This window comes from Denitromonas iodatirespirans (assembly GCF_018524365.1).
GTDB classification, from domain to species: domain Bacteria; phylum Pseudomonadota; class Gammaproteobacteria; order Burkholderiales; family Rhodocyclaceae; genus Nitrogeniibacter; species Nitrogeniibacter iodatirespirans.
In genome coordinates, this window is sequence record NZ_JAEKFT010000012.1 from 23,869 (window position 1) to 49,564 (window position 25,696).

Here is a 25,696-nt window from a genome sequence, read left to right on the forward strand (position 1 = left end):
GCCTGCCCACGCGGAAGCGCCCATCAAGCCCGCCTTCGCTGCCCGTTTTGGGCGGTGAAGGCGGGCTTGTTTCATGCCCGCCGCGAGGCGGGGCCAGGACGCTGCGGTGGATTGCCCGGGCGTCGCGCCCGGGATGCGGACTAGACGGGGTGGGCCCCGGCGAAGACCTCGCTCGCGAGGACCTGATCGGCCGCGTAGGCTGCCACGGCCACCACGGTGGCGTCGTCCGCACGACTGCGCGAGGCGAGGGGCATTCCGCCGGCATAGCGGCGCTCGCCGCTGGGCGACTGGCCGAACAGCGCGCGGTAGGCCTTGCTGAAGTGGCAGGGCGACTGGAAGCCGCAGGCCACGGTGATGCTGGTGATCGACATCGCCGTCTGCAGCAGCAACTCGCGCGCGCGGCGCAGGCGAAGGTCGAGGTAGTACTGGCTCGGGGTGCAGCCCAGCGCTTCGCGGAACATGCGCTGCACATGGCGCTGTGACAGGCCGGCGAGGTGGGCGAGCTCGTCGAGCGACAGCGGCTCCTCGATGTTCGCTTCCATCAAGGCGGCGACATCGCCGAGCGCTTCGTGGTTGCGGCCCAGGCGGGCGGCGAGCGGGATGTGCTGGCGGTCTTTGCTGTCGCGCGGGCGCTCGTGGCTGAACTGGTCGCAGATCTGTGCCACCAGGGTCTTGCCGCAACGGGCGCCGACCAGGGTCAGCATGAGGTCGATGGGCGCGGTGCCGCCGGTACAGGTGATGCGGTCGCGGTCGATGACGAACAGCTCGTGGACGAAATTGACACGAGAGTGGGACTCGCGCAGGCCGCTGATGTTTTCCCAGTGGATGGTGGCCCGATAGCCGTCGAGCAGGCCGGATTTGACCAGTGCGTAGGTGCCGGTGCACAGGCCGCCCAAGCTCACCTTGTCCTTGGCGATGCGGCGCAGCAGGCCGATGACCCGATCATCGACCAGGCGGGTGATGTTGGTGCCGCCACAGACGAAGACCATGTCGAGCGGACCGGCGTCCGCGTAGGTTTTCATGGGCGCGGTGGGCAGCCCGTTGCTGCAGGTGACGGGCTGCCCGTCGACGGTGAACACCGTCCATTCATAGTGTTTGCGGCCACTGGCGTAGTTGGCCATGCGCAAGACTTCGATCGCGCTGGAAAACGCGATCATGGTGAATTCGTCGAGCACCAGAAAGCCGATGCGAGAGACGGATGACGGATCGGTCAACATGGTGCACCTCCTGTTTCGAGTCGAGGATTGCAAACGCTCTCTATATAGCGACGGACCGGTTTGCGGCGGGACCGTTCGCAATTTGCACATGTCCTTGCAAGCCGCGTGCCATGGGAAGTCATGGCGCCGGTTTGCCGGTGCGGGTTATTTGTGCGGCGGGGCCGCAGATGGGAGAGCGGACAGGAGCGCTGCCGTGCCATACGGCGCGCAGCGGGCGCAGCTGTTTGGCGGTGAGCGCAAGGAGGAGGCGGGGAGGGACCCGCAGGCGGTCAACATTTCTTGTCTCCTGTTGAAGGATTCGGTGCTTGTGCCGCCCCGAGACGGGGCGTTTCACCGATGTTCTTACCGTATTGGTGCGCGGTCTGATGCCGCTGATTCGAGCCAAGATACGCCGCTTTTTTTTGCCGCGCCAGCGTATCGTGCGCCTGCTCGCGAGGTGTCGGGCCGGCGTGTCCGTATTGAGCAAACCGACGGCGGATACAGGCAATAGTCGGGGTGACGAAGTTCATAAGATCGTTGCCAATGATGTCGTCGTCCACCGCACAGGTCTGCCGCCTCGGCGCCCGGTAGGACGACCCAGCCAAGGAGGCAGAACCGATGTTTGCAATGACCGACCGTATCGCCGATTTCGATGAAGAGCTCAAAGCCGCGATGGACGCTGAACTGGTCCGGCAGGAATCGCATATCGAACTGATCGCGTCCGAGAACTACACCAGCCCGCGTGTGCTCGAGGCGCAGGGCAGCGTGCTCACCAACAAGTACGCCGAGGGCTATCCGGGCAAGCGCTACTACGGCGGTTGCGAGCATGTTGACGTGGTTGAGCAACTGGCGATCGATCGTGCCAAGGAACTGTTCGGCGCCGACTACGCCAACGTGCAGCCGCACTCCGGCTCGCAGGCCAATGCCGCGGTCTACATGGCGCTGCTCGAGCCGCACGATACCGTGCTCGGCATGAGCCTCGCCCACGGCGGCCACCTGACCCACGGGGCCAAGGTCAACTTCTCCGGCAAGATCTACAACGCCGTGCAGTACGGGCTGGACGACGCGACCGGCGAGATCGACTATGCCCAGGTCGAAGCGCTGGCGCGCGAGCACAAGCCGAAGATGATCGTCGCCGGCTTCTCGGCCTACTCGCGCGTGATCGACTGGAAGCGTTTCCGCGAGATCGCCGATGCCGTGGGCGCCAAGCTGTTCGTCGATATGGCCCATGTGGCCGGGCTGGTCGCCGCCGGCCTGTATCCGAACCCGGTGCCTTTCGCCGATGTCGTCACCACCACCACCCACAAGACGCTGCGCGGTCCGCGCGGCGGCCTGATCCTGGCCCGCGCCAACCCGGAGCTGGAGAAAAAGCTCAACGCCGTCGTCTTCCCCGGCATCCAGGGCGGCCCGCTGATGCATGTCATCGCCGCCAAGGCGGTGGCGCTCAAGGAGGCCCTGCAGCCCGAATTCCGTGCGTATCAGCAGCAGGTGCTGAACAATGCGCGCGCCATGGCGGGTGTGTTCCAGGAGCGTGGCTACAAGATCGTCTCTGGCGGCACCGACGACCATCTGTTCCTGGTCGACCTGATCGACAAGGGCATCACCGGCAAGGCAGCCGATGCTGCGCTGGGTTCGGCGCACATCACGGTCAACAAGAACGCCGTGCCCAACGATCCGCAATCGCCTTTCGTGACCAGCGGTATCCGCATCGGCACGCCGGCGATCACCAGCCGTGGCTTCAAAGAGACCGAGGCCAAAGCGCTGACCGGTTGGATCTGCGACATCCTCGACAACCTCGAGGACGCGTCGGTGATCGCCGCGGTGCGCGAAAAAGCGAAGGCATTGTGCGCGCGCTTCCCGGTCTATCCGGCGAGCCGTTGAGCGAAAAAAGAGAGGCAAACGCCATGGCTATCAGCGTCTTCGAGATGTTCAAGGTCGGCATCGGGCCGTCGAGCTCACACACGGTGGGCCCGATGCGCGCCGCCCTGACTTTCGTCTCCGGTCTGAAGGAGGACGGCGTGCTGCCCCGGGTGCACCGCGTGCGCGCCGAGCTGTACGGCTCGCTGGGCGCCACCGGGAAGGGGCACGGCAGCGACACCGCGGTGCTGCTCGGTCTGGAGGGCGAGGCGCCTGACCTGATCGACCCCGACACCATCGAGGCCCGTCTCGTGCGCATCCGCGAGCGTCGGCGCATCGCGCTGGCCGGTGAGCACGAGATCGCCTACGACGAAAAGAACGATCTGGCCTTTCTGCGTCGCCAGAGCCTGCCTTACCACCCGAACGGGATGCGTCTGACCGCCTTCGGCGAAGACGGGGCCGAGATCGTGAGCCGGGTGTACTACTCGGTCGGCGGCGGCTTCGTGGTGAACGAGGCGGCGGCTGGCGCCGACCGCATCGTCGAGGATACGACCGAACTGCCGTATCCCTTCCACAGCGGCGACCAGTTGCTGGCCCAGTGTGCCGAGAGCGGCCTGTCGATCAGCCAGCTGATGCTGGAGAACGAGAAAGCCTGGCGCCCCGAGGCCGAGACGCGCGAGCGCCTGCTCCACATCTGGCAGGTGATGCAGGCCTGCGTACGCCGCGGTTGCGAGGTCGAGGGTGTGCTGCCTGGCGGCATGAAGGTGCGCCGCCGTGCCGCCTCGCTGTATCGCAAGCTGTCGGGCGCGCCCGAGGCCTCGCTGCGCGACCCGCTGACCACCATCGACTGGGTCAATCTGTACGCGCTGGCGGTCAACGAGGAGAACGCCGCGGGTGGGCGCATCGTCACCGCGCCGACCAACGGGGCGGCGGGAATCGTCCCGGCGGTGCTGCACTACTACCATCGCTTCGTCCCCGGCGCCAGTGAGGACGGCGTGGTGCGCTTCCTGCTCACCGCGGCGGCGATCGGCATCCTGTTCAAGGAGAACGCCTCGATCTCCGGCGCCGAAGTCGGCTGCCAGGGTGAGGTGGGCGTGGCCTGCTCGATGGCCGCCGGTGCCTTGGCCGAGGTTCTGGGTGGGACGCCCGAGCAGGTGGAGAACGCCGCCGAGATCGGCATGGAACACAACCTGGGCCTCACCTGCGATCCGGTCGGTGGCCTGGTCCAGGTGCCCTGCATCGAGCGCAATGCGATGGGGTCGGTGAAGGCGATCAATGCCGCACGCATCGCCCTGCGCGGCGACGGCAAGCACTTCGTGTCCCTCGACAAGGTCATCAAGACCATGCGCGATACGGGCCGGGACATGAAGGAGAAGTACAAGGAAACGTCCCGCGGCGGTTTGGCGGTGAATGTCATCGAGTGTTGAGGCCCGGGGTTTGATCCCAGGCGCTCGACGCGCGGCGATCGAGATGTGTGACGAAGCGTCCCTCGGCAAGAGGGCGACACCGGATAGCGGCGGCTTGCTGCCTCCGGATTCGAGGAGATAGACGATGCAGCATTATTCGGGTTTCGAGCTGGTGAAGCATGGCCTCAGCCACCATGAGAACTGGCAGCGCGTCTGGCGTAATCCGGAGCCGCGCAGCCAGTACGACATCATCATCGTGGGCGGCGGCGGCCATGGTCTGGCGACCGCGTACTACCTGGCCAAGGAACATGGCATCACCAACGTGGCGGTGGTCGAGAAGGGCTGGCTGGGGGGCGGCAACACCGCGCGCAACACCACCATCGTGCGTTCCAACTACCTGTGGGACGAGGCCGCCTGGCTCTACGAGCACGCCATGAAGCTGTGGGAGGGCCTGTCGCAGGACCTCAACTACAACGTCATGTTCTCGCAGCGCGGGGTGATGAACCTCGGCCACACGCTGCAGGACATGCGTGACATCAACCGGCGGGTCAACGCCAACCGCCTCAACGGCATCGACGGCGAAGTGCTGGACGTCAAGCAGATCCAGGAAATCGTGCCGCTGATGGATTGCTCGCGCAACACCCGCTACCCGGTGCTCGGCGCCTCCTGGCAGCCGCGCGCCGGCGTGGCCCGTCACGATGCGGTGGCCTGGGGCTTTGCACGTGCGGCCGACGCCCTCGGGGTGCACCTGTTGCAGCGCACCGAAGTGACCGGCATTCGCACCAGCGGCGGCAAGGTGCTCGGGGTCGAGACCTCGCGCGGCTTCATCGGCGCCAAGACCGTCGGTGTGGTCACCGCCGGCAACTCCGGCGTGCTCGCCAAGATGGCCGGCATCCGCCTGCCGATCGAGTCGCATCCGCTGCAGGCCCTGGTGTCCGAGCCGATGAAGCCGGTGCTCGACACGGTCGTCATGTCCAACCATGTGCATGGCTACATCAGCCAGTCCGACAAGGGCGACCTGGTCATCGGCGCCGGCATCGACGGCTACAACGGCTACGGCCAGCGCGGCAGCTATCCGACCATCGAGCACACCCTGCAGGCGATCGTCGAGCTCTTCCCGGCGTTCTCGCGGGTGCGCATGAACCGTCAGTGGGGCGGCATCGTCGATACCACCCCGGACGCCTGCCCGATCATCTCGGCGACCCCGGTCGGCGGCCTGTTCTTCAACTGCGGATGGGGCACCGGCGGCTTCAAGGCCACACCGGGCTCCGGCAACGTGTTTGCGGCGACCCTCGCCAACGGCAAGGCGCATCCGCTCGCCGCGCCGTTCTCCATCGACCGCTTCATCTCCGGAAAACTGATCGACGAGCACGGCGCCGCAGGCGTCGCGCACTGACAGGAGCCAGGCTCATGCTGCACATCTACTGCCCTCATTGCGAGGAGTACCGCGAGGAAGAGGAGTTTCGCCCGAAGGGCGAGGCGCATATCGCTCGCCCGCAAAACCCCGAAGAAACCAGCGACGAAGAGTGGGGCGACTACCTGTTCTTCCGCAAGAACCCGCGCGGCGCGCACCACGAGCAGTGGTACCACGCTGCCGGCTGCCGCAAGTTCTTCAACGTCACCCGCGACACCGTGAGCTACGAGATTCTCGAAACCTACAAGGTGGGCGAGCTGCCCACGATCGACGACACCAGCCGGAGGGCGGCGAAATGACGCAACCGAGCAGCCAACCCAACCGCCTCGCGAACAACGGTCGCATCGATCGCAGCCGCCCGCTGCGCTTCCAGTTCAACGGCACCAGCTACCAGGGCTACGCCGGTGACACCCTGGCCTCGGCCCTCTTGGCCAACGGCGTCGATGTGGTGAACCGCAGCTTCAAGTACGCCCGTGTGCGCGGCATCGTGGCCGCCGGCGCCGAAGAGCCGAACGCGATTCTCCAGCTCGGCCGGAGCGAGGCCGAGCAGGTGCCCAACGTGCGTGCGACCCAGCAGGCGCTCTATGACGGCCTGGTCGCCACCAGCACCAGCGGCTGGCCCAAGGTGGACGGCGATGTGATGGGCGTGGTCGGCAAGATGGGCGGCCGCTTCATGCCGGCCGGCTTCTACTACAAGACCTTCATGTCGCCGGCCGCCATGTGGCCCAAGTACGAGAAAGCCATCCGCAAGGCGGCGGGCCTCGGCCGGGCGCCGCGCGAGAGCGATCCGGACATCTATGACCACATCAACCGCCACTGCGACGTGCTGGTGATCGGTGCCGGCCCGGCCGGGCTGGCCGCCGCGCTCGCCGCCGGCCGTAGTGGGGCGCGCGTGATCCTGTGCGACGAACAGGAGGAGATGGGCGGCTCGCTGCTCGACACGCGTGAGTCGATCGACGGCCAACCGGCCGCCGCCTGGGTCGAGCGCGTGCTCGCCGAGCTGGCCGGCGTGGCCGACGTGCTGCTGCTGCCGCGCACCACGGCCAACGGCTATCACGACCACAACTTCGTGACCCTGCACGAGCGCCGTACCGAACATCTGGCCGACAGCGCGCCGTTGCTCAACGGGCGCCGCCAGGTGCGTGCGCGGATGCACAAGGTCCGCGCCGGTCAGGTGATCCTGGCCACCGGCACCCATGAGCGTCCGCTGGTCTATGCCAACAACGATGTGCCGGGCAACATGGTCGCCGGCGCCATTTCGACCTATATCCGTCGCTATGCGGTGGTGCCGGGCAAGCGCCTGGTGCTGTCCACCTCGAACGATCACGCCTACCGTGCCGCGCTGGACTGGCATGACACCGGCCGTGAAGTGGTGGCCATCGTCGATGCCCGCGAGAAGCCCGACGGCGATCTGGTCACCGAGGCCCGCTCCCGCGGCATCCGCATCATCACCGGTAGCGCAGTGATCGAGACGCGCGGTGCCAAGCGTGTCACCGGTGCGCTCGTGGCGAGCATCGATATCGCCGGGTTCAAGGTGAGTGGCCGTGTCGAGGAATTGGCCTGCGACACCGTCGGCAGCTCGGGCGGTTACAGCCCGGTGGTCCACCTGGCCGCGCACACCGGTGCGCGTCCGGAGTGGCGCGACGACATCCTCGGCTTCGTGCCCGGCAAGGTGAAGGGGCAGGTCGTGGCCGGCGGTGTGAACGGCAAGATGTCGCTCGCCGAAGCCCTTGCCGACGGCCTCGAAGCCGCCAGCAACGCCTTGATGGCCAACGGCCTCGAGGCGCAGGGCGGGACGCTGCCCAAGGTTCGCACCGTGCGCGAAGGCAAGGCCGCCGCGCTCTTCGACGTGCCGCATCTGAAACCCACCATGCGCGCGCCCAAGCAGTTCGTCGACCTGCAGAACGACGTCACCACCGCCGGCATTGCACTGGCCACGCGTGAGGGCTTCGAGTCGATCGAACATGTGAAGCGCTATACCGCGCTGGGTTTCGGCACCGACCAGGGCAAGCTCGGCAACATCAACGGCATGGCCGTCGCGGCACGCTGCCTGGGGCAGACGATTCCCGAGACCGGCACCACCGTGTTCCGCCCGAACTACACGCCGATCACCTTCGGTGCCATCGCCGGCCGTCATTGCCGCGAGTTGTTCGATCCGCGCCGCTACACCGCGCTGCATGCGTGGCATGTCAAGCACGGCGCGAAGTTCGAGGAGGTCGGCCAGTGGATGCGTCCGTGGTACTTCCCGAAGGGCAACGAGTCCATGCACGAGGCCGTCCAGCGCGAATGCCGTGCGGTGCGCGAGAGCGTGGGCGTGCTCGATGCCTCCACCCTGGGCAAGATCGAGATCCAGGGCAAGGATGCGCGCGAGTTCCTCGGGCGGCTGTACTCCAACCCGTGGGCCAAGCTCGACGTGGGCAAGTGCCGCTATGGCCTCATGTGCAAGGACGACGGCATGGTCATGGACGATGGCGTCACCGCCTGCCTGGGCGAGAACCACTTCCACATGACCACCACCACCGGCGGTGCCGCCGGGGTGCTCGAATGGCTGGAGCTGTGGCACCAGACCGAGTGGCCGGAGCTGGAGGTGTATTTCAACTCGACCACCGATCACTGGGTGGCGATGGCGATCAACGGGCCCAATGCCCGCAAGCTGCTCGCCGAGCTCACCGACATGGATCTGTCCAACGAGAACTTCAAGTTCATGGACTGGCGTGAAGGCACGGTGGCCGGTGTGCCGGCGCGGGTGTTCCGCATCTCCTTCACCGGCGAGCTGTCCTACGAGATCAACGTGCAGGCGAACTACGCCATGCATGTGTGGGAGGCGCTCTTCGAGAAGGGCGAGAAGTATGGCCTCACGCCCTACGGCACCGAGACCATGCACGTGCTGCGCGCCGAGAAGGGCTTCATCATCGTCGGTCAGGACACCGACGGTTCGGTGACGCCCGAGGATCTGGGCATGCAGTGGTGTGTCGGTTACAAGAAGCCGTTCTCGTGGATCGGCCGCCGCGCGCTGACCCGCCCGGACACCAAGCGCGAGGACCGCAAGCAGATGGTCGGGCTCAAGCCGCTCGATTCCAGGCTGGTGCTCGAAGAGGGGGCGCAGATCGTGCTGGAGAAGGAGCTCAAGCTCCCGATGCCGATGGCCGGTCATGTGACCTCCAGCTACTTCAGCCCGGTCCTCGGCCATGGTTTTGCGCTCGCACTGCTCAAGGGCGGCAACCAGCGCATGGGCCAGACCGTCTATCTGCCGATGGCCGACGGCAAGGTGCACGCCGCCGAAGTTGTCAGCCCCGTCTTCTACGATCCCAAGGGGGACCGCCAAAATGTCTGAGTTTGCAACGATCGACCTGGTACCGACCGAGCCCGTGAAGGCGGAGTCCCCGCTGGCGATGTGCCGTGTGGACGTCATCACCGAACCGAAGGCGCAGAGCGCCGGCGTCGTGGTGCGCGAGCACGCCTTCCTCGGTCATCTGGTGCTGCGCGGCAATGCCGGCGATGCCGGCTTCGTCAATGGCGTCGAACAGGCGCTCGGCGTGCCGCTGCCGCTCAAGATGGGGCCGCTGTCGGTGGATGAGGCACGCGGCGTGAGCCTTCAGTGGATCTCGCCGGACGAGTGGCTGATCATCGTGCCGGGCGGCGAGGCGTTCGCCGCCGAGCAGCGTCTGCGCGAGACGCTCGGTGGGCATTTCGCGGTGATGAACGTCAGCGGCGGCCAGACCGTGCTCGAACTGAGCGGTCCGGCGGTGCCCGAGATGTTGATGAAATGCACGCCCTACGATGTCCATCCGAACCATTTCCCGGTGGGCAAGGGGGTCAGCACAACGTTCGCGAAAACCACGGCGATCATCCGTCGGCTCGACGAGGATCGCTGGGCGCTGGTGATCCGGCGCAGCTTCGCGGACTACCTGTACCGCTGGCTGCTCGATGCGAGCGAAGAGTTCGGCGTCCACGTCGCCCGCTGAGCGAGGTCGCGAGATGAGCGAGATGAGTTTGAACGCCGCCGAGATCGGCGCCGGTGCCGCGCGTCTGAGCGCGCCGCCGGCGCCCGGAGACGACAGCATCTTCCTGCGCGGGCTGCGCGTGGATGCGCTGATCGGTGTGTATGAGCACGAGCGCCACGGCCCGCAGCCGCTGGTGATCGACCTCGAGCTGGGGCTGGCGCACTCGCGCGCCTGCTTCAGCGACCGTCTGACCGACGCCATCGACTACGGCGCCGTCGTCGCGTCGGTTCGCCGTCACGCGCTGCTCAATCGCTGCGAGCTGCTCGAAGGTTTTGCGCAGAACGTGGCCGATACCCTGCTTGCCGATTTCGATCTGCTGTCGGTGGCGGTGTCCGTGTCCAAACCGGGTATTTTCGACATCGCCGACAGCGTCGGCGTCTCCATCCGCCGGTACGCCCGAAAAACCGGTCGTTCCTGACCGCTGCCCCCGCGCACGGCGGAGTTCCCGTCGCCACGCGCGGCGCGAACGCCTGTCGTGAGCGGCCGCGCGGCCTCCTGGCTCAGCCGCCTTTCTTGCGCGCTTGACTCGGCGTTTCGCCGAAAAAATTACGATAGCAACGGCTGAAATGCGGCGCCCCGGTGAAGCCGCAGGCGATCGCAATGTTCGTGATCGGCTCATTGGTCTGAAGCAGCAGACGGCGCGCCCGCGTGATGCGCAGCTCCAGGTAATAGCGGGCCGGGCTGGTGCCGATGTGGTGCAGGAACAGGCGATCGAGCTGGCGCGAGGAAATCTGCGCCAGCCGGGCCAGCTCTTCCACCCCCAGGGGCTCCTCGATATTGCTCTCCATCAGCTCCAGGGCCAGACGCAACGGTGGGGGCAGGGTGGGGCTGTGGGCGAGCGAGGGCATGCTGTGGCCCTGAAAATCGTCCATGTTGCGATCGCAGGCGAGGATGCCGGCGATGCCTTCGGCAATCTCGTTGCCGTGTTGCTGACGGATGAGCGCCAGCATCATGCCCAGGGCGCTGTTGGCGCCGGCGCAGGAGATGCGGTCACGGTCGATGACGAAAGGCAGGGGCCGGATGTCCACGTTGGGATACGCCTCCTCGAGGCCGGGGCGGCTTTCCGGATGCACGGTGCACGCATAGCCGTCGAGCACGCCCGCCTCGGCCAGCAGATGGACGCCGTTCCACAGGCTGCCGAGGATCCGGTGCCGGTGCGCCACTGCGCGTAGTTTGTCGAGCACGGCGCGCGGCGCGTGCAGGCCGGAGCGATAGCCGCCGCAGATGATGAGCAGATCGAATTCGTCGGCCTTGCGTTCGACGAGCAGACCGTCGGGCGAGACCTGGATGCCCAGATCGCTGCGGATCAGTCCCGCTGCCAGGCCCAGGGTGCGGCAGGTGTAGAGCGGGGTGGGGCTCAGCAGATTGGCCGTGACCATGGCGTCGAGCGCGCCGGTGAAGGCCATCATCGAAAAATGTTCGAGCAGTACGAAACCGACCTCGCAATGGGCCGGCGCATTGGCGCCCTTGCCGGTCTGTTTGGTCAGAAAAGCGCGATTGCTGTGCCGCAGGGGGCTACCGAATGGGCGCGCAGGCGGTGCGTCGGCTACGGACATCTTGGCTGGCGGGGCGAGTGGATGCGGTTCCTGGGCGCCGGCTGGCGCATCGGGTTGAAGACTTGGTGCGTTGACATCCATCCCGTGTGACTCGTGATCCGGTGGCGTGCGATGGCGATGTAGAACCGGATGATGACCGAACAAGGGCCACTCGATGAGTGGCCCTTGGGAAAAAGATCGGAGCTTGCGGCACCCGTTGCCGGGTACCGCAAGCATGCTCAGGCGTAGTGCGCTTGATGAAGTGCCTTGTAGAGCCCGACCGTCATGATGAGCAGCACCACCGTGAAGGGCAGGCCGGTGGTCACCGCGCCGGCCTGCAGCGCATTGAGCGCATCCTTGCCGCCGACCGACAGCAGGATCGCCGAGATGATGCCCACCAGGCAGGCCCAGAACACACGCTGGCTTCGCGGCGTGTCGGTCTTGCCACCGGCGGTGATGCTGTCGATCACCAGCGAGCCCGAGTCGGCCGAGGTGACGAAGAACACCAGCACCAGTGCGATGGCCAGGGCCGAGGTGATCGAGGTCAGCGGCAGATGCTCGAGCATCTGGAACATGGCCAGGGAAACGTCGCCGATACCGTTGGCCAGTTCGCCGATGCCGCCGGCGGATTGCGTCAGGGCGTTGCCGCCGAAGGCGGTCATCCACACGATGGTCACCAGGGTCGGGACCACGAGAACGGCGGTGAGCAGTTCGCGCACTGTCCGGCCACGCGAGACACGCGCGATGAAGATGCCGACGAAGGGTGACCACGAGATCCACCAAGCCCAATAGAACACGGTCCAGCCATGGAACCAGGTCTGGTCGTCACGGCCGATCCAGTTCGACAGCGGCAGCAGGAATTCGCCATAGGAGATCGTATTGGTGGCGATCCCCTTCACGAAGGCGATGATACCGCCGGCGATCGCGACGAACACCATCAGGATCGCGGCGAGCGTCATGTTGATGTTGGAGAGCAGCTTGACGCCGCCATCGATACCGCGCCACACCGACAGGAGCGTGACACAGCTGACGCCGACGATGATCGCCAGCTGCAGGCCGAGGGTGTTGGGAATCCCGGTCAGGAAGTGGATGCCGCTGGCCGCTTGTTGCGCCCCCAGCCCCAGGGAGGTGGCCAGGCCGAACAGGGTTGCCAGCGCGGCGATGATATCGACCAGATGACCGATCCAACCGCGCACCCGGTGACCGATGAGCGGGTAGAAGGCCGAGCGCAGCGTCAGGGGCAGCCCCATGTTGAAGCTGAAGAAGCCGATGGCGACCGCGACGACACCGTAGATCGCCCACGGGTGCAGGCCCCAGTGGAAGATCGTGGCGCCCATGGCGGCGGCGGCACCTTCGGGGGTCTTGGCGGCGGCGTTCAGCGGGGTGCCGTACCAGTTGGTGTAGTAGGCGACCGGCTCGGCCACACTCCAGAACATCAAACCGATGCCCATGCCGGCGGCGAAGAGCATCGCAAACCAGGACCAGGTCGAGAATTCCGGGCGCTCCGTTGGACCACCGAGGCGTACCTTGCCGGCCGGCAGGACGATCAGCGCGAGGCAGAACAGGACGAAGACATTGCCGGCCAGCATGAACAGCCAGTCGAAATGATCGATCGACCAGGTTCGCATGGCAACCATCTGTGCACTGGCCTGGCTGGGGTCCACGAGCGCATAGATGATGAACAAGACGATCAGGGTCGCGGTGATGGGGAAGACGGGGTTGTGAAAATCCAGACCCCAAAATTGTTTGTTATCGATTCCTGGTTCGAGGACCAGGTCTTGACTGCCATTCATCGGGTTGCCTCCTGTGTTATCACTATATGCATGCAGTCTGTCCTCCGCCGGGCCGCAAGCGCCCAACGGTGTAAAGATTGTCGTAGCGCCCCGAACCGGGCACCTTCCCAGATACGACATCGCACCGTCCATAAGCGTCATTGGCGGAAATGGATAAGACGGAAGCGGTAGAGGAAAGAGTTGCTCGGCGTGTTTGTCCGAGGTTCGACGATCTCCGTCATGGAGCGTGGATATTTGAACGTCATTGCGACGAAATGCCCATGGATTGCGCCAATCCGCCCAGCGTGCCGTGGTCGATGATCTGGCGGGGCGGAGACGAACGATGGGGGTGCCGAAGGCTGGCGGCAGATCACCGGCACGGCTGTGGAGACGCCAGCCTGGCCACGCACCAACGGCCGGCAGGCTTTCCGCTCGTTCAGAATGTCCTGAATCGGCAAGTCGGGCCAGGCCCGCGCACTCGGCGCGGCTATCGGTAACGAGCGCATCGGCGTCGTTGTGCCTGCGATGCCGTGCGCTCAGCCCTCGTCCGGCGCGCCGAACCCCCGGATCGGTTCGCCGATGTAGCGCCGCGTTCGGGGCGGCTCGGTGCCGATATGGAAGGACAGCCGGCGGTTGCGCAGGCCGATGTCGGCGGCGGTGAAGCGGGCCAGGCGGCGCTGATGTTCGATCCAGTTCTCGTCGAGGAAGTACTCGATGTAGCGGCCCTCGAGCGAGGTATCGCGGAACAGCCCCCAGGACAGCGCCCCCTGGCGCAGGCGCGCGAGCCGCGTCTGCTGCATCACGGCGTTGAAGGCCTGGGCCTGGGCGGGGTCGATCAGGTATTCGACGGTCACCATCACCGGCCCTTCGTTGGGGGCGATGTCGATCACCGGCGGCGGGGCGGTGGCGCTCACCGGGGTGGGCGTCAGGTCTTCGTCGACCACACCGCCGGCGCCGTGATGGCGCGTCAGCAACAGAACCAGCGGGCCGATGACGGCCGCCGCGATGATGCTGGTCGGCACCGAGCTCACATTGGCGACATAGCCCCACAGCGCGGCGCCGGCCGCGCTGCCGCCCATCAGCGCCATCTGGTAGATCGACATACCGCGTGCGCGCACCCAGTTGGGCAGGGCCAGCTGGGCGGCCACGGTCAGGGAGTTGGCGGTGGCGATCCAGGCCATGCCGGCCACCGCCATGGCCGGCACGGCCAGCCACAGCGTGGGCGAGAGCACCACCGCGACGGCGGCGACGGCATGCACGCAGACGCCCCAATAGACCATGGTGTCGCGCCGGATGCGCTGGCGCAGCCGGGTGAGATTCAGCGCCATCGCTACCGCGCCACCGCCCATCGCCACCAGCAGCGTGGTGAAGGTGCCGGGGCCGCCGTCGCCGAGGCGGCGCGCGATCAGCGGCAGCAGCGCGGTCAGCGAGACCGATTGCAGGAAGAACAGGAAGATGCGCATCAACACCACGCGCATCCGCGGCGACTGCGTCACATGCTGCAGACCGACGCGCATGGCGGCAAAGAAGCGCTCGCCGGGCAGGGCGCTGACGACCGGTTCGGAGCGCCAGCGCAGGATCAGCATGAAGGCGATGACCGCCAGCACGGCGTTGAGCAGATAGACATAGGCGCTGCCGACGCTGGCCAGCAGCGCGCCGGCGATGACCGGGCCGATCACCCGCGACATGTTCATGGCGATGCCGTTGAGGGCCAGCGCCGCGGGCAGGTCGGCTCGCGGCACCACGTCAGGGACGATGGCGGCGAACACCGGCCAACGCATCGCCATGCCGATGCCGTTGGCGAAGGTGAGCACGAGCAGCAGCTGCGCGCTCAGCAGGCCGGTGAAGGACAGGGCGGCGAGAATGATGGCAATGGCGCCGACCCACACTTGGGTGACGGCGAAGTAGCGCCGCCGGTCGACGATGTCGGCCAGCGCGCCGCTGGGCAGGCCCAGCACGAACACCGGCAGAGTCGAGGCGGCCTGGACCATGGCGACCATGAAGGCGCTGTCGGTGAGCGAGGTCATCAGCCAGGCGGAGGCGACCTCGTTCATCCACATGGTGACGTTGGCGGTCAGCCAGGCCAGCCAGAGCATGCGAAAGACTGCGTCGCGCAGCGGGGCGAGGGCGGACGGATTTTCCGTGGGGGCGCTCGTCAAGATGGATCCCTCCGGGGGCGCCGGCGCAGGGCACGGCGAGCCCCCATGGTACCGCGGCCATGGGGTGGCGCGCGGCGCAGGACCGCCGTCACCCGCGATGGCGAGGCATCGGGGCGCCGGGCAGGGCCGGCCGCTCAGCAGGCATTGGCTGCCGGATAACGGCGCCGGCTCAGCCACATCAGGGCCAGCACCGCGGCGATGCCGACGGCCAGTCCGGCCTCGTGCGGATAGATGGCCACCAGCGCCACGCCCAGCCAGGCGGGGATGTCGACGACGCGCCGGCCGGTGATCTGTGCGCCGCCGAAGAGGTGCGCGAAGGCGGTGACGAACACCACGCCCGACAGGGCCGCCTCGATGTACTCAACCGCCGAGCCCGGCGTGAGCATGCCCGGGTAGAGCAGGAACAGGAAGGGGATCACATAGGTGACCGCGCCGAGCGAGACCGCATGGCGGGCGACCTGCGTCCAGCCGACCCCGGCGATGCCGGCGGCGACGAAGACACCGACGCACACCGGCGGGGTGATCACCGACAGTGTGGCGAAGTAGAACACGAACATGTGGGCGGCCAGCGGGCTGACGCCGACCTTGACCAGCGCCGGGGCGAGAGTCGCCGCCACCAGCACGTAGGCGGCGGTGGTCGGGATGCCCATGCCCATGATCATGCAGATCAGCGCGACGATCAGGCCGACGGCCAGCACCGAGGCGGTGGCTTCGCCGACGATCATCGACGAGAGCGTCACGCCGATGCCGGTGAGGTTGATCATCGCCACCAGGATCTGGGCGCCGGCCAGCAGCACGCCGACCACGACCAGGCTGTTGGCGCCGTCGTCGAGCGCCGAGCGCAGCTGCTTCGTGACCGGCTCGCGCGTCTCGTCGTCTCCGCCACGCGCGGGCCACAGGCGCCCGATGGCCACGCCAATCACGGTGCCGGCGATGCCGAAGAAGGCCGATGTCTGGATCGAATTGCCGTTGGCGATGCCAAGCCCTAAGCCGACGAAGGCGCAGGCGATCGGCGCCAGCCGGTGCATCTTCAGGATGCTCTCCCAGGCCGGAATCTGGTCGTCGGGCACCTGGCCGAGCCGCTGTTCGCGGGCGGTGACGTGCACCGTGCCGAAGACGCCGATGTAGAACAGGGCGGCCGGCAGGATGGCGGCGAGCGCGATGGTGACATAGTCGACGCTGATGATCTCGGCCATGATGAAGGCGGCCGCGCCCATGATCGGCGGCGCCAGCTGGCCGCCGGTCGAGGCCACGGCCTCCACGGCGCCGGCGAGCGCGGCCGGGTAGCCGAGCCGCTTCATCAGCGGGATGGTGAAGGTGCCGGTGGTGGCGACGTTGCCCACCGCGCTGCCGCTGACCATGCCGAACAGGCCCGAGGCGATGGTGGCGATCTTGGCCGCGCCGCCGGTCGAGCGGCCGCTGACGCGCAAGGCGATGTCCATGAACGCCGCGCCGCCACCGGAGTGCAGCAGGAAGCTGCCGAACAGCGAGAACACCGCGATGATGGTGGCGGCAACGCCGAGCAGCGAGCCCCAGATGCCGATGTCGCCCAACAGCAGCGTCTCGGTCATGAAGTAGATGTCGAAGCCGCGATGGCCGAGCCGGCCGGGGATGTAGTTGCCCAAGAGGGCGTAGAGCAGGCCGATCAGCACCATCGACGGGAAGATGAGGCCGATCGTGCGCCGCGACATCTCCAGGATGACCAGCACCAGGGAGGCGGCCATGGCGATTTCCAGCAGGCCGGCGGTCGGCAGCGAGTCCATGATCTGGTCGGAGTGTGTCGCGATCCAGGCGCAGGATCCGACCGCGACGAGGCCGAGCGCCAGGTCGACAACGGCTCCGAGCGGCCGCCATGCCTTGCCCGCGCCCAGCGGATAGCGCAGCAGCGCGAGCACCACCACCAGGGCGAGAAAGGTCGAGCGCTGCACCAGCGCATCGAGGACGCCGAAGGCCGAGGTGTAGAGCACGAACAGGCTCAGCACCAGGGCAACGGCCATGACGGCCTTGTGTCGGAGCGTGTCCATGGCGCGATCCTCAGGGGGCGATCAGACGGGCCGGTACCTCGAGACCGCGCTCGCGGAAGTAGCGCACCGCACCGGGATGCAGCGGCGACGAGGCGTACTTGAGCGTCATCTGCGCGATGTCGACGCCGGCCACTTCGCCGAAGGCGGCGGCCTGGATGTCCTTGTCCTCGCACACCGCCTTGACGATCTGGTAGGCGATGTTTTCGTCCAGCTCGGGGGCGGCCGCGGCGCCCACGCCGAAGCCCCAGGTCGAGTAGGCGGGCAGCTTGGTCTGCGCATCGGCCGGCACGTCGACGATCGACAACTCGGGCATGGTGCTGGTGATCTTGGCCTTCTGGCCGTCGTCCAGGCCCAGCACGCTGATCGGCGTGAAGGTGGCGATCTCGCGGGTCGAGGCGTCGAGCTTGAGGCCGGCGCCGGACTTCACATAGCCGACCACCCGGTTGTCCTTGACCGCATCGACGATCTCGCCGGTGGAGCCGCGCACCACGTCCGGCGTGATGCCGAGCAGGGCGAACACCGCGTCGGTGGTCTTTTCGGTCGCCGAGCCCTTCAGGCCAGTGTTGAATTTCTTGCCGGCCAGATCGGCGAACGAATTCACGCCCGAATCCTTACGCACCACCGCGTTCTGCGGCGCGATCGAGTAGATCCACAGCAGCCGGCTCTTGCTCGGCTTGCCGGCAAAGTCGCCGGTGCCGGCGTTGGCATGGTGGATCACGTTGGTGGTGACCAGGCCGAGGTCGACCTGGCGGCGGTCCATGCGGCGCAGGTTGTCCATGGTGGCGCCGGTTTCGACCACCGAGGTGTCCACGCCCTTGACGCGGCTGTTGACGATCTGCGAGACCGCCACGAAGTAGCCATAGTGGCTCGACGACGAGGAGGTGGTGCCGATCGCCAGCCGGCTCGACTGGGCGACGGCCGCGCCGTGAAACACGGCGAGCAGGGACGCGCCCAGGATCAGGGCGGCAGGCTTGAAGCGCGATGGATGGGTTTTCATGGTTGTCTCCTCCGAAGGGATCAGCGCCCGGACACGCATTGGCGAGGCAGGCGGATGGTCATCGCCAGCAGCAGGTAGGAAAGCCCTTTGCCATGGCGATCGAGGCAAAGGCTGTTGTTCACGCCACCGGCCAGCACGTCGTCGATGACGAAATTGCAGGCGGCGAGATTGGGTACCAGGTAGCGCGTGACCGCGGACGGTGCGCGATGGCCGTAGCAGGCCAGCACTTTCGCTTCGGTGAGCTGCTCGGCCAGGTACGGATAGACGGCCGGGTCGTAGCAGAACACGGCGACGTTGATGCGGTTGCCCTTGTCGCCGGTGCGTGCATGCGCGATCTGATGGAGCGGGACGTCGACGAAGTCTTCAGCGGTCATGATCAGGCTTCCAGCGTCTCGATCTGCGGCGCGAAGGCCTCGCGCGGCACGAAGACCGAGGTCGAGTTCATGAGGGGCGTGACATGGGTGCGCACCCCGCCGCCGCCCGCCGGCCCGGCGGTGTAGAGCGCTTCGACTTCCTGCAGGGCACGCTCGACATCGCGGCGCTCGGCGCCCGACACGGCCAGGCGGACGCGCACGTCGTCGATCTCGCGCGCGGGGCACTGGTCGAGCCAGCGCCCGTCGGCATCGTTGAACACGCTGGCGACGCCGATCAGGTCGAAGTGGTGTTCGACCGCCAAGGCAAGCGCCGACAGGCGCTCGCGCAGGATATCGATGGCGAGCAGGCCGCGTGCGCGGCAGTTGGGGCCGGCGTAGGAGATCTCGCCTTCGCCCAGCCAACCGCCATCGAAACAGACCGTACCCTTGAGCGTGGCCGGCCGCGGCTTGCCGGCCGCGCCGGTGACCCGGACCCGGTCCGGCCCGACCTGCTCGACCGTGACGCCGGACAGGTCGAGCGTGACGTCGGGTGTCAGATAGGCGGCCGGATCGTGGATCTCGTAGAGGATCTGCTCCTTGACCGTGCGCTCCGAGACCATGCCGCCGGTGCCCGACGGCTTGCCGATGACGAGGGAGCCGTCGGCCGCGATCTCGGCGATCGGGTAGCCCACCGAGGCGAGGTCCGGCACATCCTTGACTCCGGGGTCGGCGAAATAGCCGCCGGTGACCTGTGCACCGCATTCGAGCAGATGGCCGGCGAGTACGCCCGCCGCAAGCCGGTCCCAGTCGTCCCAGCGCCAGCCGAAGTGATGCACCAGCGGGCCGAGCGCCAGGGCCGGATCGGCCACGCGGCCGGTCACCACCACGTCCGCACCCGCGGCGAGCGCCTGGGCGATGCCTTGCGCGCCGAGATAGACGTTGGCCGACACCAGGCTCGCCGGCGCGATCCGGGCGGGCGGGCTGAACGGCATGGCCAGCAATTCGCCGGCGCTCATGCGGCTGAGTAGATCGTCGCCGGTCACGGCCATGACCTTGATCGGGCCGCAATCGAGCGTCGTTGCCAGTTGGAGGATGCGTCGTGCCGCGGCGGCCGGATTGGCGGCTCCGAAATTGCCGATGATGGGGATGCGGTGGGCCACGCAGTCGGCCAGCACCGGGGCCAGCAACTCCGCCAGCGTCGTCAGGTAGCCGCCCTCGACATCCTGACGACGGCGCAGCTGCGCCAGGGCCAGCGTGCGCTCGGCCAGGGTCTCGAAGATCAGGCAGGCGGGTTTGCCTTGCGCGATCAGTTCCCTGACAACCGGTAGGGCCGCGTCGAGACGGTCACCGGCAAAGCCGGCGCCGCAGCCGATCAGTAGCGGTTCCTTGGGCAAGTCCTCACCCCTTCGAAGTGCGATTGACGCGATGGGGTGATTGAAGCAAAGTCGCCTATATAAAACAATTTTAATGATTGCATAGGTTTATTTATGGCACGAATAAATCTCGACATGCGCCAGCTTCAAGCCCTGGTGGCGATCGCGGAGGAGGGCACCTTCTCCGCCGCCGCCAGCCGGATCTGCCTGTCGCAACCGGCGCTCAGCCTGCTGGTGAAGCAGCTCGAAGAGGTGTTGGCGCTGAAGCTCTTCCACCGCACGACACGCAAGGTCGAGCTGACCCCCGCCGGTCATGAGCTGCTGCAAACGGCGCGGCGGGTGCTCGGCGAAATCGACGAGGGGCTCAGCCAACTGCACGACTATGCGGATTGCCGTCGCGGCCGAGTCACCGTGGCGGCGCTGCCATCGTTGGCGTCAGGCCTGTTGGCCGAGGCGGTCGCCAGCTTCCGTCGCGAGTTTCCGAATGTGCGGGTGGTGATCCGGGACGGTGTCGCCGATGCGGTCGTGGCATCGCTCAAAACCGGTGAGGCGGATTTCGCGCTGGGCTTCGCGCTCCCCGGTGAAGATGATCTGGTGGCGACAACGCTGCTGATGGACACCTTGGTGGCCGTGGCCAGGAAAGGCCTGTTCAGGGCGACGCGCAAGGAGCTGGCGTGGGCCGACCTGGCCAAGCACCCCTTGATCGCCATGGCACGCGACACCAGCATTCGCCGCCTCACCGATACCGCGTTTGGCCAACTCGGGCTCGATCCGCTGCCGGCGTATGAGGTCTCGTTCATGACCACCGCGTTGGCACTCGTCGAGAACGGCGAAGGCAACGCCGTCCTGCCGTCGAGCGCTTTGCCCACGGTGATGCCCGAGGCCCTGCAGCGCCTGGCATTGCACACGCCGCGTGTACAGCGTCAGATCTGCATCCTGGAGCGCAAGGGCCGCCAGCGATCGCCCGCCGCGGCGCAGATGATTGCCCACTTGCTGACGCTCGCGGCGGAGGGCAGAGGCGCATAGTCAGCGCTTGCTCCAGGCCCAGCATCGACACCAGGGTCGGCAGGGGTCAGGCCGAGCGTTTTGCGGCGGTATCACTTCCGGCCGCAGGATCGGTGAGCCGCCGAATCGTCAGGGCGCAGCGTTCCTCAATCAAGGCATTGATTCGCTCAACCACGGCATTGCCAGAAAAACTGTGTTTCGGGTCTGACTGGAGCGCGCGCGCGGTGCTTGGCAGTGACCTCGCCAGTTCCAGGATGCGCCTTTTGGCCTGCGCTTTGGCAAGCCCGACGCTTTCAGCAAACTGTTCCCAGTGCCGTGCCTGGACTTCGCTGAACTTGTACTTGCTGCCGATCTTCATCGCCATCTTCGGTGCCAGTGTTGGATATACCGCGGTCGATAGCGTGTCGTAGAACGGTGCCAGAACAGAAGTTTTGCCGGAATACAGCAGCGAGAAATTCTTGGCGTGTGCATCATGATTGCCGAGCAGCGCATTGAAGATCACGTAATCAAGCAGACGCAGGATCTGTGGTGCACTCGGGCGCGTGGCGCGACGTACCAATTCGAAACACCGCGCCAGATCCGGCCCACCTTCGTTTTGGTATTTCATTTCGGGGACCACGCCAAGCGCCTGGCAGAAATCCTCTTGATGAAGGCGTTGCCGCTGCCCCTGAGCATCGATCACGCGGTCGTAGCGCTCAACCAACAGGAACGAGCGATCCAGCACAAGGTGAACGTTCGATTTTGCCGGCTTGAGCTGCATGGCATCAGCCAGTGCCATGCAAAAGCCTTCGTTGATCACACTGTCTTCAACGGCGTGGATGGCTGGCTTCAAGATGTGGGAGCTGGGCGTGCCATTGAGGGGAAGCCCAATGCGAACACCATCGAACACCACCGGTAATTTGTCTTGAGCGCCGGCCAATGAAAGGCGCAAGCCGTCTTTGCCCGCCAGCATGGGGCGGCGTGGTAATTCATCCAGGATGGCAACGACTTCGTCCTCGCTCAGCCATTGAACATCATCGTTGCGGTTAGGCGAAGGGAATGCCTGCCCGGGCTCGATAAACGTGACAGCCCCAGCGCATTCGCCACCGATGTGATCCAGCAGTGCAAAATCGTTCTGACCAGAAACCTGGAACTGCTGCGCAATCAGGCGGCGCATCTGCCCCTCTGGCAGCAGACCGGCAAAGAAAGGGCGCGTTTTGCGATCGTCGAACGGCTCCGCTTGCAGGGGCAGCGAGGCGGACAAGGCGACTGCGTCAGGTTGCGACAGCCAACCGGGGGCATAACCAAAGTTCAGTCGGCCATCCATCAGCGCCAGCGTGCCGACACGATCGGCAAAAAGCCAGACTTCCAGCTCATGTGCCATGGTTGCCACCTTCACGTCCATCGCCGGCCACGACAGATGGCAAGCCGCTTAACTGGATCTCACCCCCCAGGGCATCTATGACGCGCAGCACGTTTTCCAGTCGCAAGGTGGGTTTGCCTGCCTCGAGGTCGACGATGAAGCGCACGCCAACCCCGGCCGCGAGGGCCAACTGAGGCTGCGTCAATCCGAGCTGCTTGCGTGCGGCACGCAGTGCATCGCCGAGTTGTTGAGGTGATCGAATGGACGCCATGACTTTCTCTGTTTCCCGATCGGGAAATTATCTACCGCAATCGGGCTGTGCGCAATCAATATTTCCCGATCGGGAATGTTGCGTGTGATTGGGTCATGGATTGGCTACATGTTTCCCGATCGGGAAGCAAAGATGAGACTTACGTCCAAATTGACTCCCAATGTGGCGCGATTATCAGAACCGCGCTACAGACCTTCTCTGAGGTCGGAGCGGGGAATGGTCAGGAGAGTGTGGAATGTGGCCCAGAACTCCCACTTTCGGTGCCTGGCGAAATCCACAGGCGTTCGAAGGAATCCGAAGCGCGTCCGGCAACTGGCGCGATCAGATAAGAAAAAACCCCAACCGAAAACGGTTGGGGTTTCAGGACTGGTGGAGCCGGGGGGAATCGAACCCCCGTCCGCAAGCCCTCCACAGTGAGCTCTACATACTTGTTCCGTCTATTTGGATTTAATCACGGGGGTTGGCCGACGGACGGGCCGTCCCGCAACGAGTTACCTTGGTTTTAGGAGTTGCGCCAAGTAACCCGACGCAACCACGAGTTCCTGTCAATGACACTGCAAGATGTGATTTTCACCCCATCATCCGACCCAGGAACCTGTCGGTGCAGCGCCCACCGGGATTAAGCGGCGAGTGCGAAACGCTTGTCGTTGGCGTTTAGTTGTTTCCAGCTGATTTACGAGGTGACTGGACCTCGGTATGCACTCAACTGCTTTGCGACCCACGTCGAAGCCAAGTCGGCCCCTTGAAGTGGTAATTGGGGATCTTTTCCCAATCTTCAAGCCCTGCCAGTTTAGCACGACTCCAGGTTGCAAAGATCGAGGAGCGCTTCCGGAGAGTCGACGATCCAGTCCGCTCCCCAGCTGTCGATGGGGTGGTCGAGGCCGAGGTAGCCCCATGCTGCCGCTGCCGTGGGCATGCCTGCGGCTCTGCCGGCTTCGATATCACGCAGATCGTCGCCCACGTAGAGGGTGCTTGCCGGAGCGATATTGAGCTGTTCGCACGCGAACAGCAGGCTGTCCGGCGCGGGTTTGGGCCGGGGGGTGCTGTCGCCACTGACGACGCAGGCGGCGCGTGGGCCGAGCGGAAGTGCGTTCAGCAAGGGCTCGGTAAAGCGCTTGGGCTTGTTGGTGACGATGCCCCAGCGTTTTCCTCGCGCTTCAAGCGCGCAGACCAGGGTGTGGATACCGGGAAACAGGCGGGTTTGCCGGCACAGCGTCGTGCTGTAGTGCGCGAGGAAGCGCTGTGCCAGGGCGGCATAAGGCGCGGCGTCCGGCGTGAGGCCGTACCCGACCCGCAGCATGCCGCGGGTTCCGGCGGAAGTGTGTGGTCGCAGCACCTCGAGCGGAACCGGCGTTCGGCCATCCTCCTGGAGCAGCGTATTGAGCGCGGCACCGAGATCTGGCGCGGTATCGGCGAAGGTGCCGTCGAGATCGAACAGAACGGCTTCAAACATGACGGCGGGCATGCATCAGGTAGTTGACGTCGGTGTCCTGGCAGAGCGAATACACCTGGGTGAGCGGGTTGTAGGTCAGCCCGGTGAGATGTGCGATGTCCAGGCCGCTCGACCGGCAATGACGGGCCAACTCAGAGGGTTTGATGAACTTGGCGTAGTCGTGTGTGCCCTTGGGCAGCATCCGGAGCAGGTACTCGGCGCCAATGACCGACAGCAGGTAGGCCTTGGGGTTGCGATTGATGGTGGAGAAGAAGACATGGCCGCCAGGTTTGACGAGGGTGGCGCAGGCGCGAATGATGCTGGCCGGATCCGGGACATGCTCGAGCATCTCCAGACAGGTGACGACATCGAACTGCCCGGGCTGCTCTTGCGCCAGCGCCTCGGCACTGACGAGTCGATAGTCGATGTCGAGTCCGGATTCGTGCAGGTGGAGGCGTGCGACGCCAAGCGCTTTTTCGCCGAGGTCGATGCCGGTGACCCGTGCGCCGCGCTCGGCCATGCCCTCCGACAGGAGACCGCCGCCGCAGCCGATGTCGAGCACGGTTTGGCCATTCAGGGGGCAAAGGCTGTCGATCCAGTCCAGACGCAGCGGGTTGATCTCGTGAAGCGGGCGAAACTCCGACTCGGGATCCCACCAACGATGGGCCATGTCAGCGAATTTCTGGAGTTCGGAAGGATCTGCATTCATGGTGTGCGAAAGGCGGCATTAAGGGTGGCGGGAAGATAGCATGAAAAGAAAAAGCCCCGCGCTGGCGGGGCTTTTTCCATCGAGAGCGGATCAGCGATTACTTGGAGCCGATCACTTCGATTTCAACGCGGCGGTCCGGCTGCAGGCACTCGATCAGGGCCTTGCGGCTCTTCTGGTTGCAACCCTTGGTCACCGGCTGGGACTCGCCCTTGCCTTCGGTGTACACACGGTTGGCTTCGACGCCCTTGCTCACCAGATACTGCTTGACGGCAGCAGCACGCTTCTCGGACAGCTTCTGGTTGTAGGAAGCGGAACCCAGGCGGTCGGTGTGACCCACGGCCAGGATGACTTCCAGTTTCAGCGCGCCGGCTTCGGCCGCCAGTTTGTCCAGCTTGGCCATGCCTTCCGGCTTCAGGACGGCTTTGTCGAAGTCGAAGAGGGTGTCAGCAGCCAGCTTGACCTTCTCGGCGGAGGGCTTCGGTGCGGGTGCCGGTGCGGCCATCGGCTTGGCGACTGCCATCGGGGCCGCGCACTTGTCTTTCGGGACGATGTCGCTGTCGCAGCTGCAGCCGACCGGGAATTCGCCGGCGAGCACGCTGGAGGCCGCGGCCGGGCTCCAGTAGCCGGTGCGCCAGCACAGGCCTGCGCCGCTGGTGGCGACGACGTTGCGACCGTCGATCACATAAGGAATGTCGCCCTGGCCGGTCACCTTGACATCGGCGGCAATCGCAGCAGTGGCGGAGACACCAAGGGCAGCAGCCGCAGCCGCCATGATGAGATGCTTTTTCAGTTGTTTGATCATATGTTCCTCGTCACAGGGCAATGTTGAACGGTGAAAGTTCCGTGG

The 25,696-nt window shown here is 65.8% G+C and carries 23 protein-coding genes and 1 other RNA gene; 9 read left to right on the forward strand and 15 right to left on the reverse strand.

What is annotated here, in order from left to right; all coding sequences use genetic code 11:
* Positions 1-140: 140 nt before the first annotated feature.
* The gene (locus tag I8J34_RS12090) at positions 141-1,217 is read right to left on the reverse strand and encodes a GlxA family transcriptional regulator (protein WP_214361668.1); all 1,077 of its coding nucleotides are present in this window, start codon (positions 1,215-1,217) and stop codon (positions 141-143) included.
* 269 nt (positions 1,218-1,486) lie between these two features.
* Positions 1,487-1,756 carry a hypothetical protein gene (locus I8J34_RS12095; protein WP_214361669.1) on the reverse strand — a complete coding sequence of 90 codons (270 nt, stop codon included), beginning with the start codon at positions 1,754-1,756 and terminating at the stop codon, positions 1,487-1,489.
* Between the two features lie 58 nt (positions 1,757-1,814).
* On the opposite strand from I8J34_RS12095, the gene glyA reads away from it, so the two are divergent.
* From glyA to folB, 7 genes are all read left to right on the forward strand, one after another.
* Positions 1,815-3,077: a serine hydroxymethyltransferase gene (gene glyA, locus I8J34_RS12100; RefSeq protein ID WP_214361670.1), complete on the forward strand. Its 1,263-nt coding sequence runs from the start codon at positions 1,815-1,817 to the stop codon at positions 3,075-3,077.
* A gap of 23 nt (positions 3,078-3,100) precedes the next feature.
* Entirely contained in the window at positions 3,101-4,480 is a 1,380-nt protein-coding gene (locus tag I8J34_RS12105) for an L-serine ammonia-lyase (RefSeq protein WP_214361671.1), read from the forward strand.
* 124 nt (positions 4,481-4,604) lie between these two features.
* Positions 4,605-5,855: a sarcosine oxidase subunit beta family protein gene (locus I8J34_RS12110; protein ID WP_214361672.1), complete on the forward strand. Its 1,251-nt coding sequence runs from the start codon at positions 4,605-4,607 to the stop codon at positions 5,853-5,855.
* 14 nt (positions 5,856-5,869) lie between these two features.
* Positions 5,870-6,172, forward strand: a complete 303-nt coding sequence (locus tag I8J34_RS12115; protein WP_214361673.1) for a sarcosine oxidase subunit delta — start codon at positions 5,870-5,872, stop codon at positions 6,170-6,172.
* A complete protein-coding gene (locus I8J34_RS12120) occupies positions 6,169-9,207 on the forward strand; it encodes a sarcosine oxidase subunit alpha family protein (RefSeq protein ID WP_214361674.1) in 3,039 nt (1,012 codons plus the stop codon). The genes I8J34_RS12115 and I8J34_RS12120 overlap by 4 nt, the downstream gene beginning before the upstream one ends.
* Positions 9,200-9,838, forward strand: coding sequence for a sarcosine oxidase subunit gamma (locus tag I8J34_RS12125; RefSeq protein WP_214361675.1), 639 nt, complete (start codon positions 9,200-9,202; stop codon positions 9,836-9,838). Before I8J34_RS12120 ends, I8J34_RS12125 begins: the two co-directional genes overlap by 8 nt.
* 22 nt (positions 9,839-9,860) lie before the next feature.
* A complete protein-coding gene (gene folB / locus I8J34_RS12130) occupies positions 9,861-10,295 on the forward strand; it encodes a dihydroneopterin aldolase (protein ID WP_230411810.1) in 435 nt (144 codons plus the stop codon).
* An 82-nt stretch (positions 10,296-10,377) separates the two neighbouring features.
* Here the strand turns inward: folB and I8J34_RS12135 are convergent, their stop codons facing one another.
* The gene (locus I8J34_RS12135; protein ID WP_230411811.1) at positions 10,378-11,286 is read right to left on the reverse strand and encodes a GlxA family transcriptional regulator; all 909 of its coding nucleotides are present in this window, start codon (positions 11,284-11,286) and stop codon (positions 10,378-10,380) included.
* A 6-nt stretch (positions 11,287-11,292) separates the two neighbouring features.
* On the opposite strand from I8J34_RS12135, the gene I8J34_RS24670 reads away from it, so the two are divergent.
* Complete coding sequence (locus I8J34_RS24670; RefSeq protein WP_230411812.1) at positions 11,293-11,523, forward strand: hypothetical protein; 231 nt, start codon at positions 11,293-11,295, stop codon at positions 11,521-11,523.
* 128 nt (positions 11,524-11,651) lie between these two features.
* On the opposite strand, the gene I8J34_RS12140 is transcribed toward I8J34_RS24670, so the two are convergent.
* The 6 genes from I8J34_RS12140 to I8J34_RS12165 form a co-directional block, all read right to left on the reverse strand.
* The gene (locus I8J34_RS12140) at positions 11,652-13,205 is read right to left on the reverse strand and encodes a BCCT family transporter (protein ID WP_230411813.1); all 1,554 of its coding nucleotides are present in this window, start codon (positions 13,203-13,205) and stop codon (positions 11,652-11,654) included.
* A gap of 515 nt (positions 13,206-13,720) precedes the next feature.
* Positions 13,721-15,343: an MFS transporter gene (locus I8J34_RS12145; protein ID WP_230411814.1), complete on the reverse strand. Its 1,623-nt coding sequence runs from the start codon at positions 15,341-15,343 to the stop codon at positions 13,721-13,723.
* A gap of 134 nt (positions 15,344-15,477) precedes the next feature.
* The gene (locus I8J34_RS12150) at positions 15,478-17,367 is read right to left on the reverse strand and encodes a TRAP transporter permease (protein ID WP_214361678.1); all 1,890 of its coding nucleotides are present in this window, start codon (positions 17,365-17,367) and stop codon (positions 15,478-15,480) included.
* 10 nt (positions 17,368-17,377) lie between these two features.
* The gene (locus I8J34_RS12155; protein WP_214361679.1) at positions 17,378-18,364 is read right to left on the reverse strand and encodes a TAXI family TRAP transporter solute-binding subunit; all 987 of its coding nucleotides are present in this window, start codon (positions 18,362-18,364) and stop codon (positions 17,378-17,380) included.
* Between the two features lie 20 nt (positions 18,365-18,384).
* Positions 18,385-18,738 (reverse strand): AtuA-related protein, encoded by a 354-nt coding sequence (locus I8J34_RS12160; protein WP_214361680.1) that lies wholly within the window; start codon positions 18,736-18,738, stop codon positions 18,385-18,387.
* 2 nt (positions 18,739-18,740) lie between these two features.
* Entirely contained in the window at positions 18,741-20,111 is a 1,371-nt protein-coding gene (locus tag I8J34_RS12165; protein WP_214361681.1) for an acyclic terpene utilization AtuA family protein, read from the reverse strand.
* A gap of 114 nt (positions 20,112-20,225) precedes the next feature.
* On the opposite strand from I8J34_RS12165, the gene I8J34_RS12170 reads away from it, so the two are divergent.
* Positions 20,226-21,116, forward strand: coding sequence for a LysR family transcriptional regulator (locus I8J34_RS12170; RefSeq protein ID WP_255553127.1), 891 nt, complete (start codon positions 20,226-20,228; stop codon positions 21,114-21,116).
* A gap of 46 nt (positions 21,117-21,162) precedes the next feature.
* Here I8J34_RS12170 and I8J34_RS12175 read toward each other — a convergent pair whose 3' ends face one another.
* The 6 genes from I8J34_RS12175 to I8J34_RS12200 all read right to left on the reverse strand — a co-directional run bounded on the left by I8J34_RS12175 (position 21,163) and on the right by I8J34_RS12200 (position 25,651).
* A complete protein-coding gene (locus I8J34_RS12175; RefSeq protein WP_214361683.1) occupies positions 21,163-22,458 on the reverse strand; it encodes a type II toxin-antitoxin system HipA family toxin in 1,296 nt (431 codons plus the stop codon).
* Positions 22,448-22,708: a helix-turn-helix transcriptional regulator gene (locus tag I8J34_RS12180; protein ID WP_214361684.1), complete on the reverse strand. Its 261-nt coding sequence runs from the start codon at positions 22,706-22,708 to the stop codon at positions 22,448-22,450. The genes I8J34_RS12175 and I8J34_RS12180 overlap by 11 nt, the downstream gene beginning before the upstream one ends.
* Positions 22,709-23,075: 367 nt before the next feature.
* Positions 23,076-23,450, reverse strand: a transfer-messenger RNA (tmRNA) gene (gene ssrA, locus I8J34_RS12185).
* Between the two features lie 48 nt (positions 23,451-23,498).
* Positions 23,499-24,161, reverse strand: a complete 663-nt coding sequence (gene gph / locus I8J34_RS12190) for a phosphoglycolate phosphatase (RefSeq protein WP_214361685.1) — start codon at positions 24,159-24,161, stop codon at positions 23,499-23,501.
* Positions 24,154-24,849: a bifunctional 2-polyprenyl-6-hydroxyphenol methylase/3-demethylubiquinol 3-O-methyltransferase UbiG gene (gene ubiG / locus I8J34_RS12195; RefSeq protein WP_214361686.1), complete on the reverse strand. Its 696-nt coding sequence runs from the start codon at positions 24,847-24,849 to the stop codon at positions 24,154-24,156. The genes gph and ubiG overlap by 8 nt, the downstream gene beginning before the upstream one ends.
* Positions 24,850-24,946: 97 nt before the next feature.
* Positions 24,947-25,651 carry an OmpA family protein gene (locus I8J34_RS12200; protein WP_214361687.1) on the reverse strand — a complete coding sequence of 235 codons (705 nt, stop codon included), beginning with the start codon at positions 25,649-25,651 and terminating at the stop codon, positions 24,947-24,949.
* Positions 25,652-25,696: the final 45 nt, after the last annotated feature.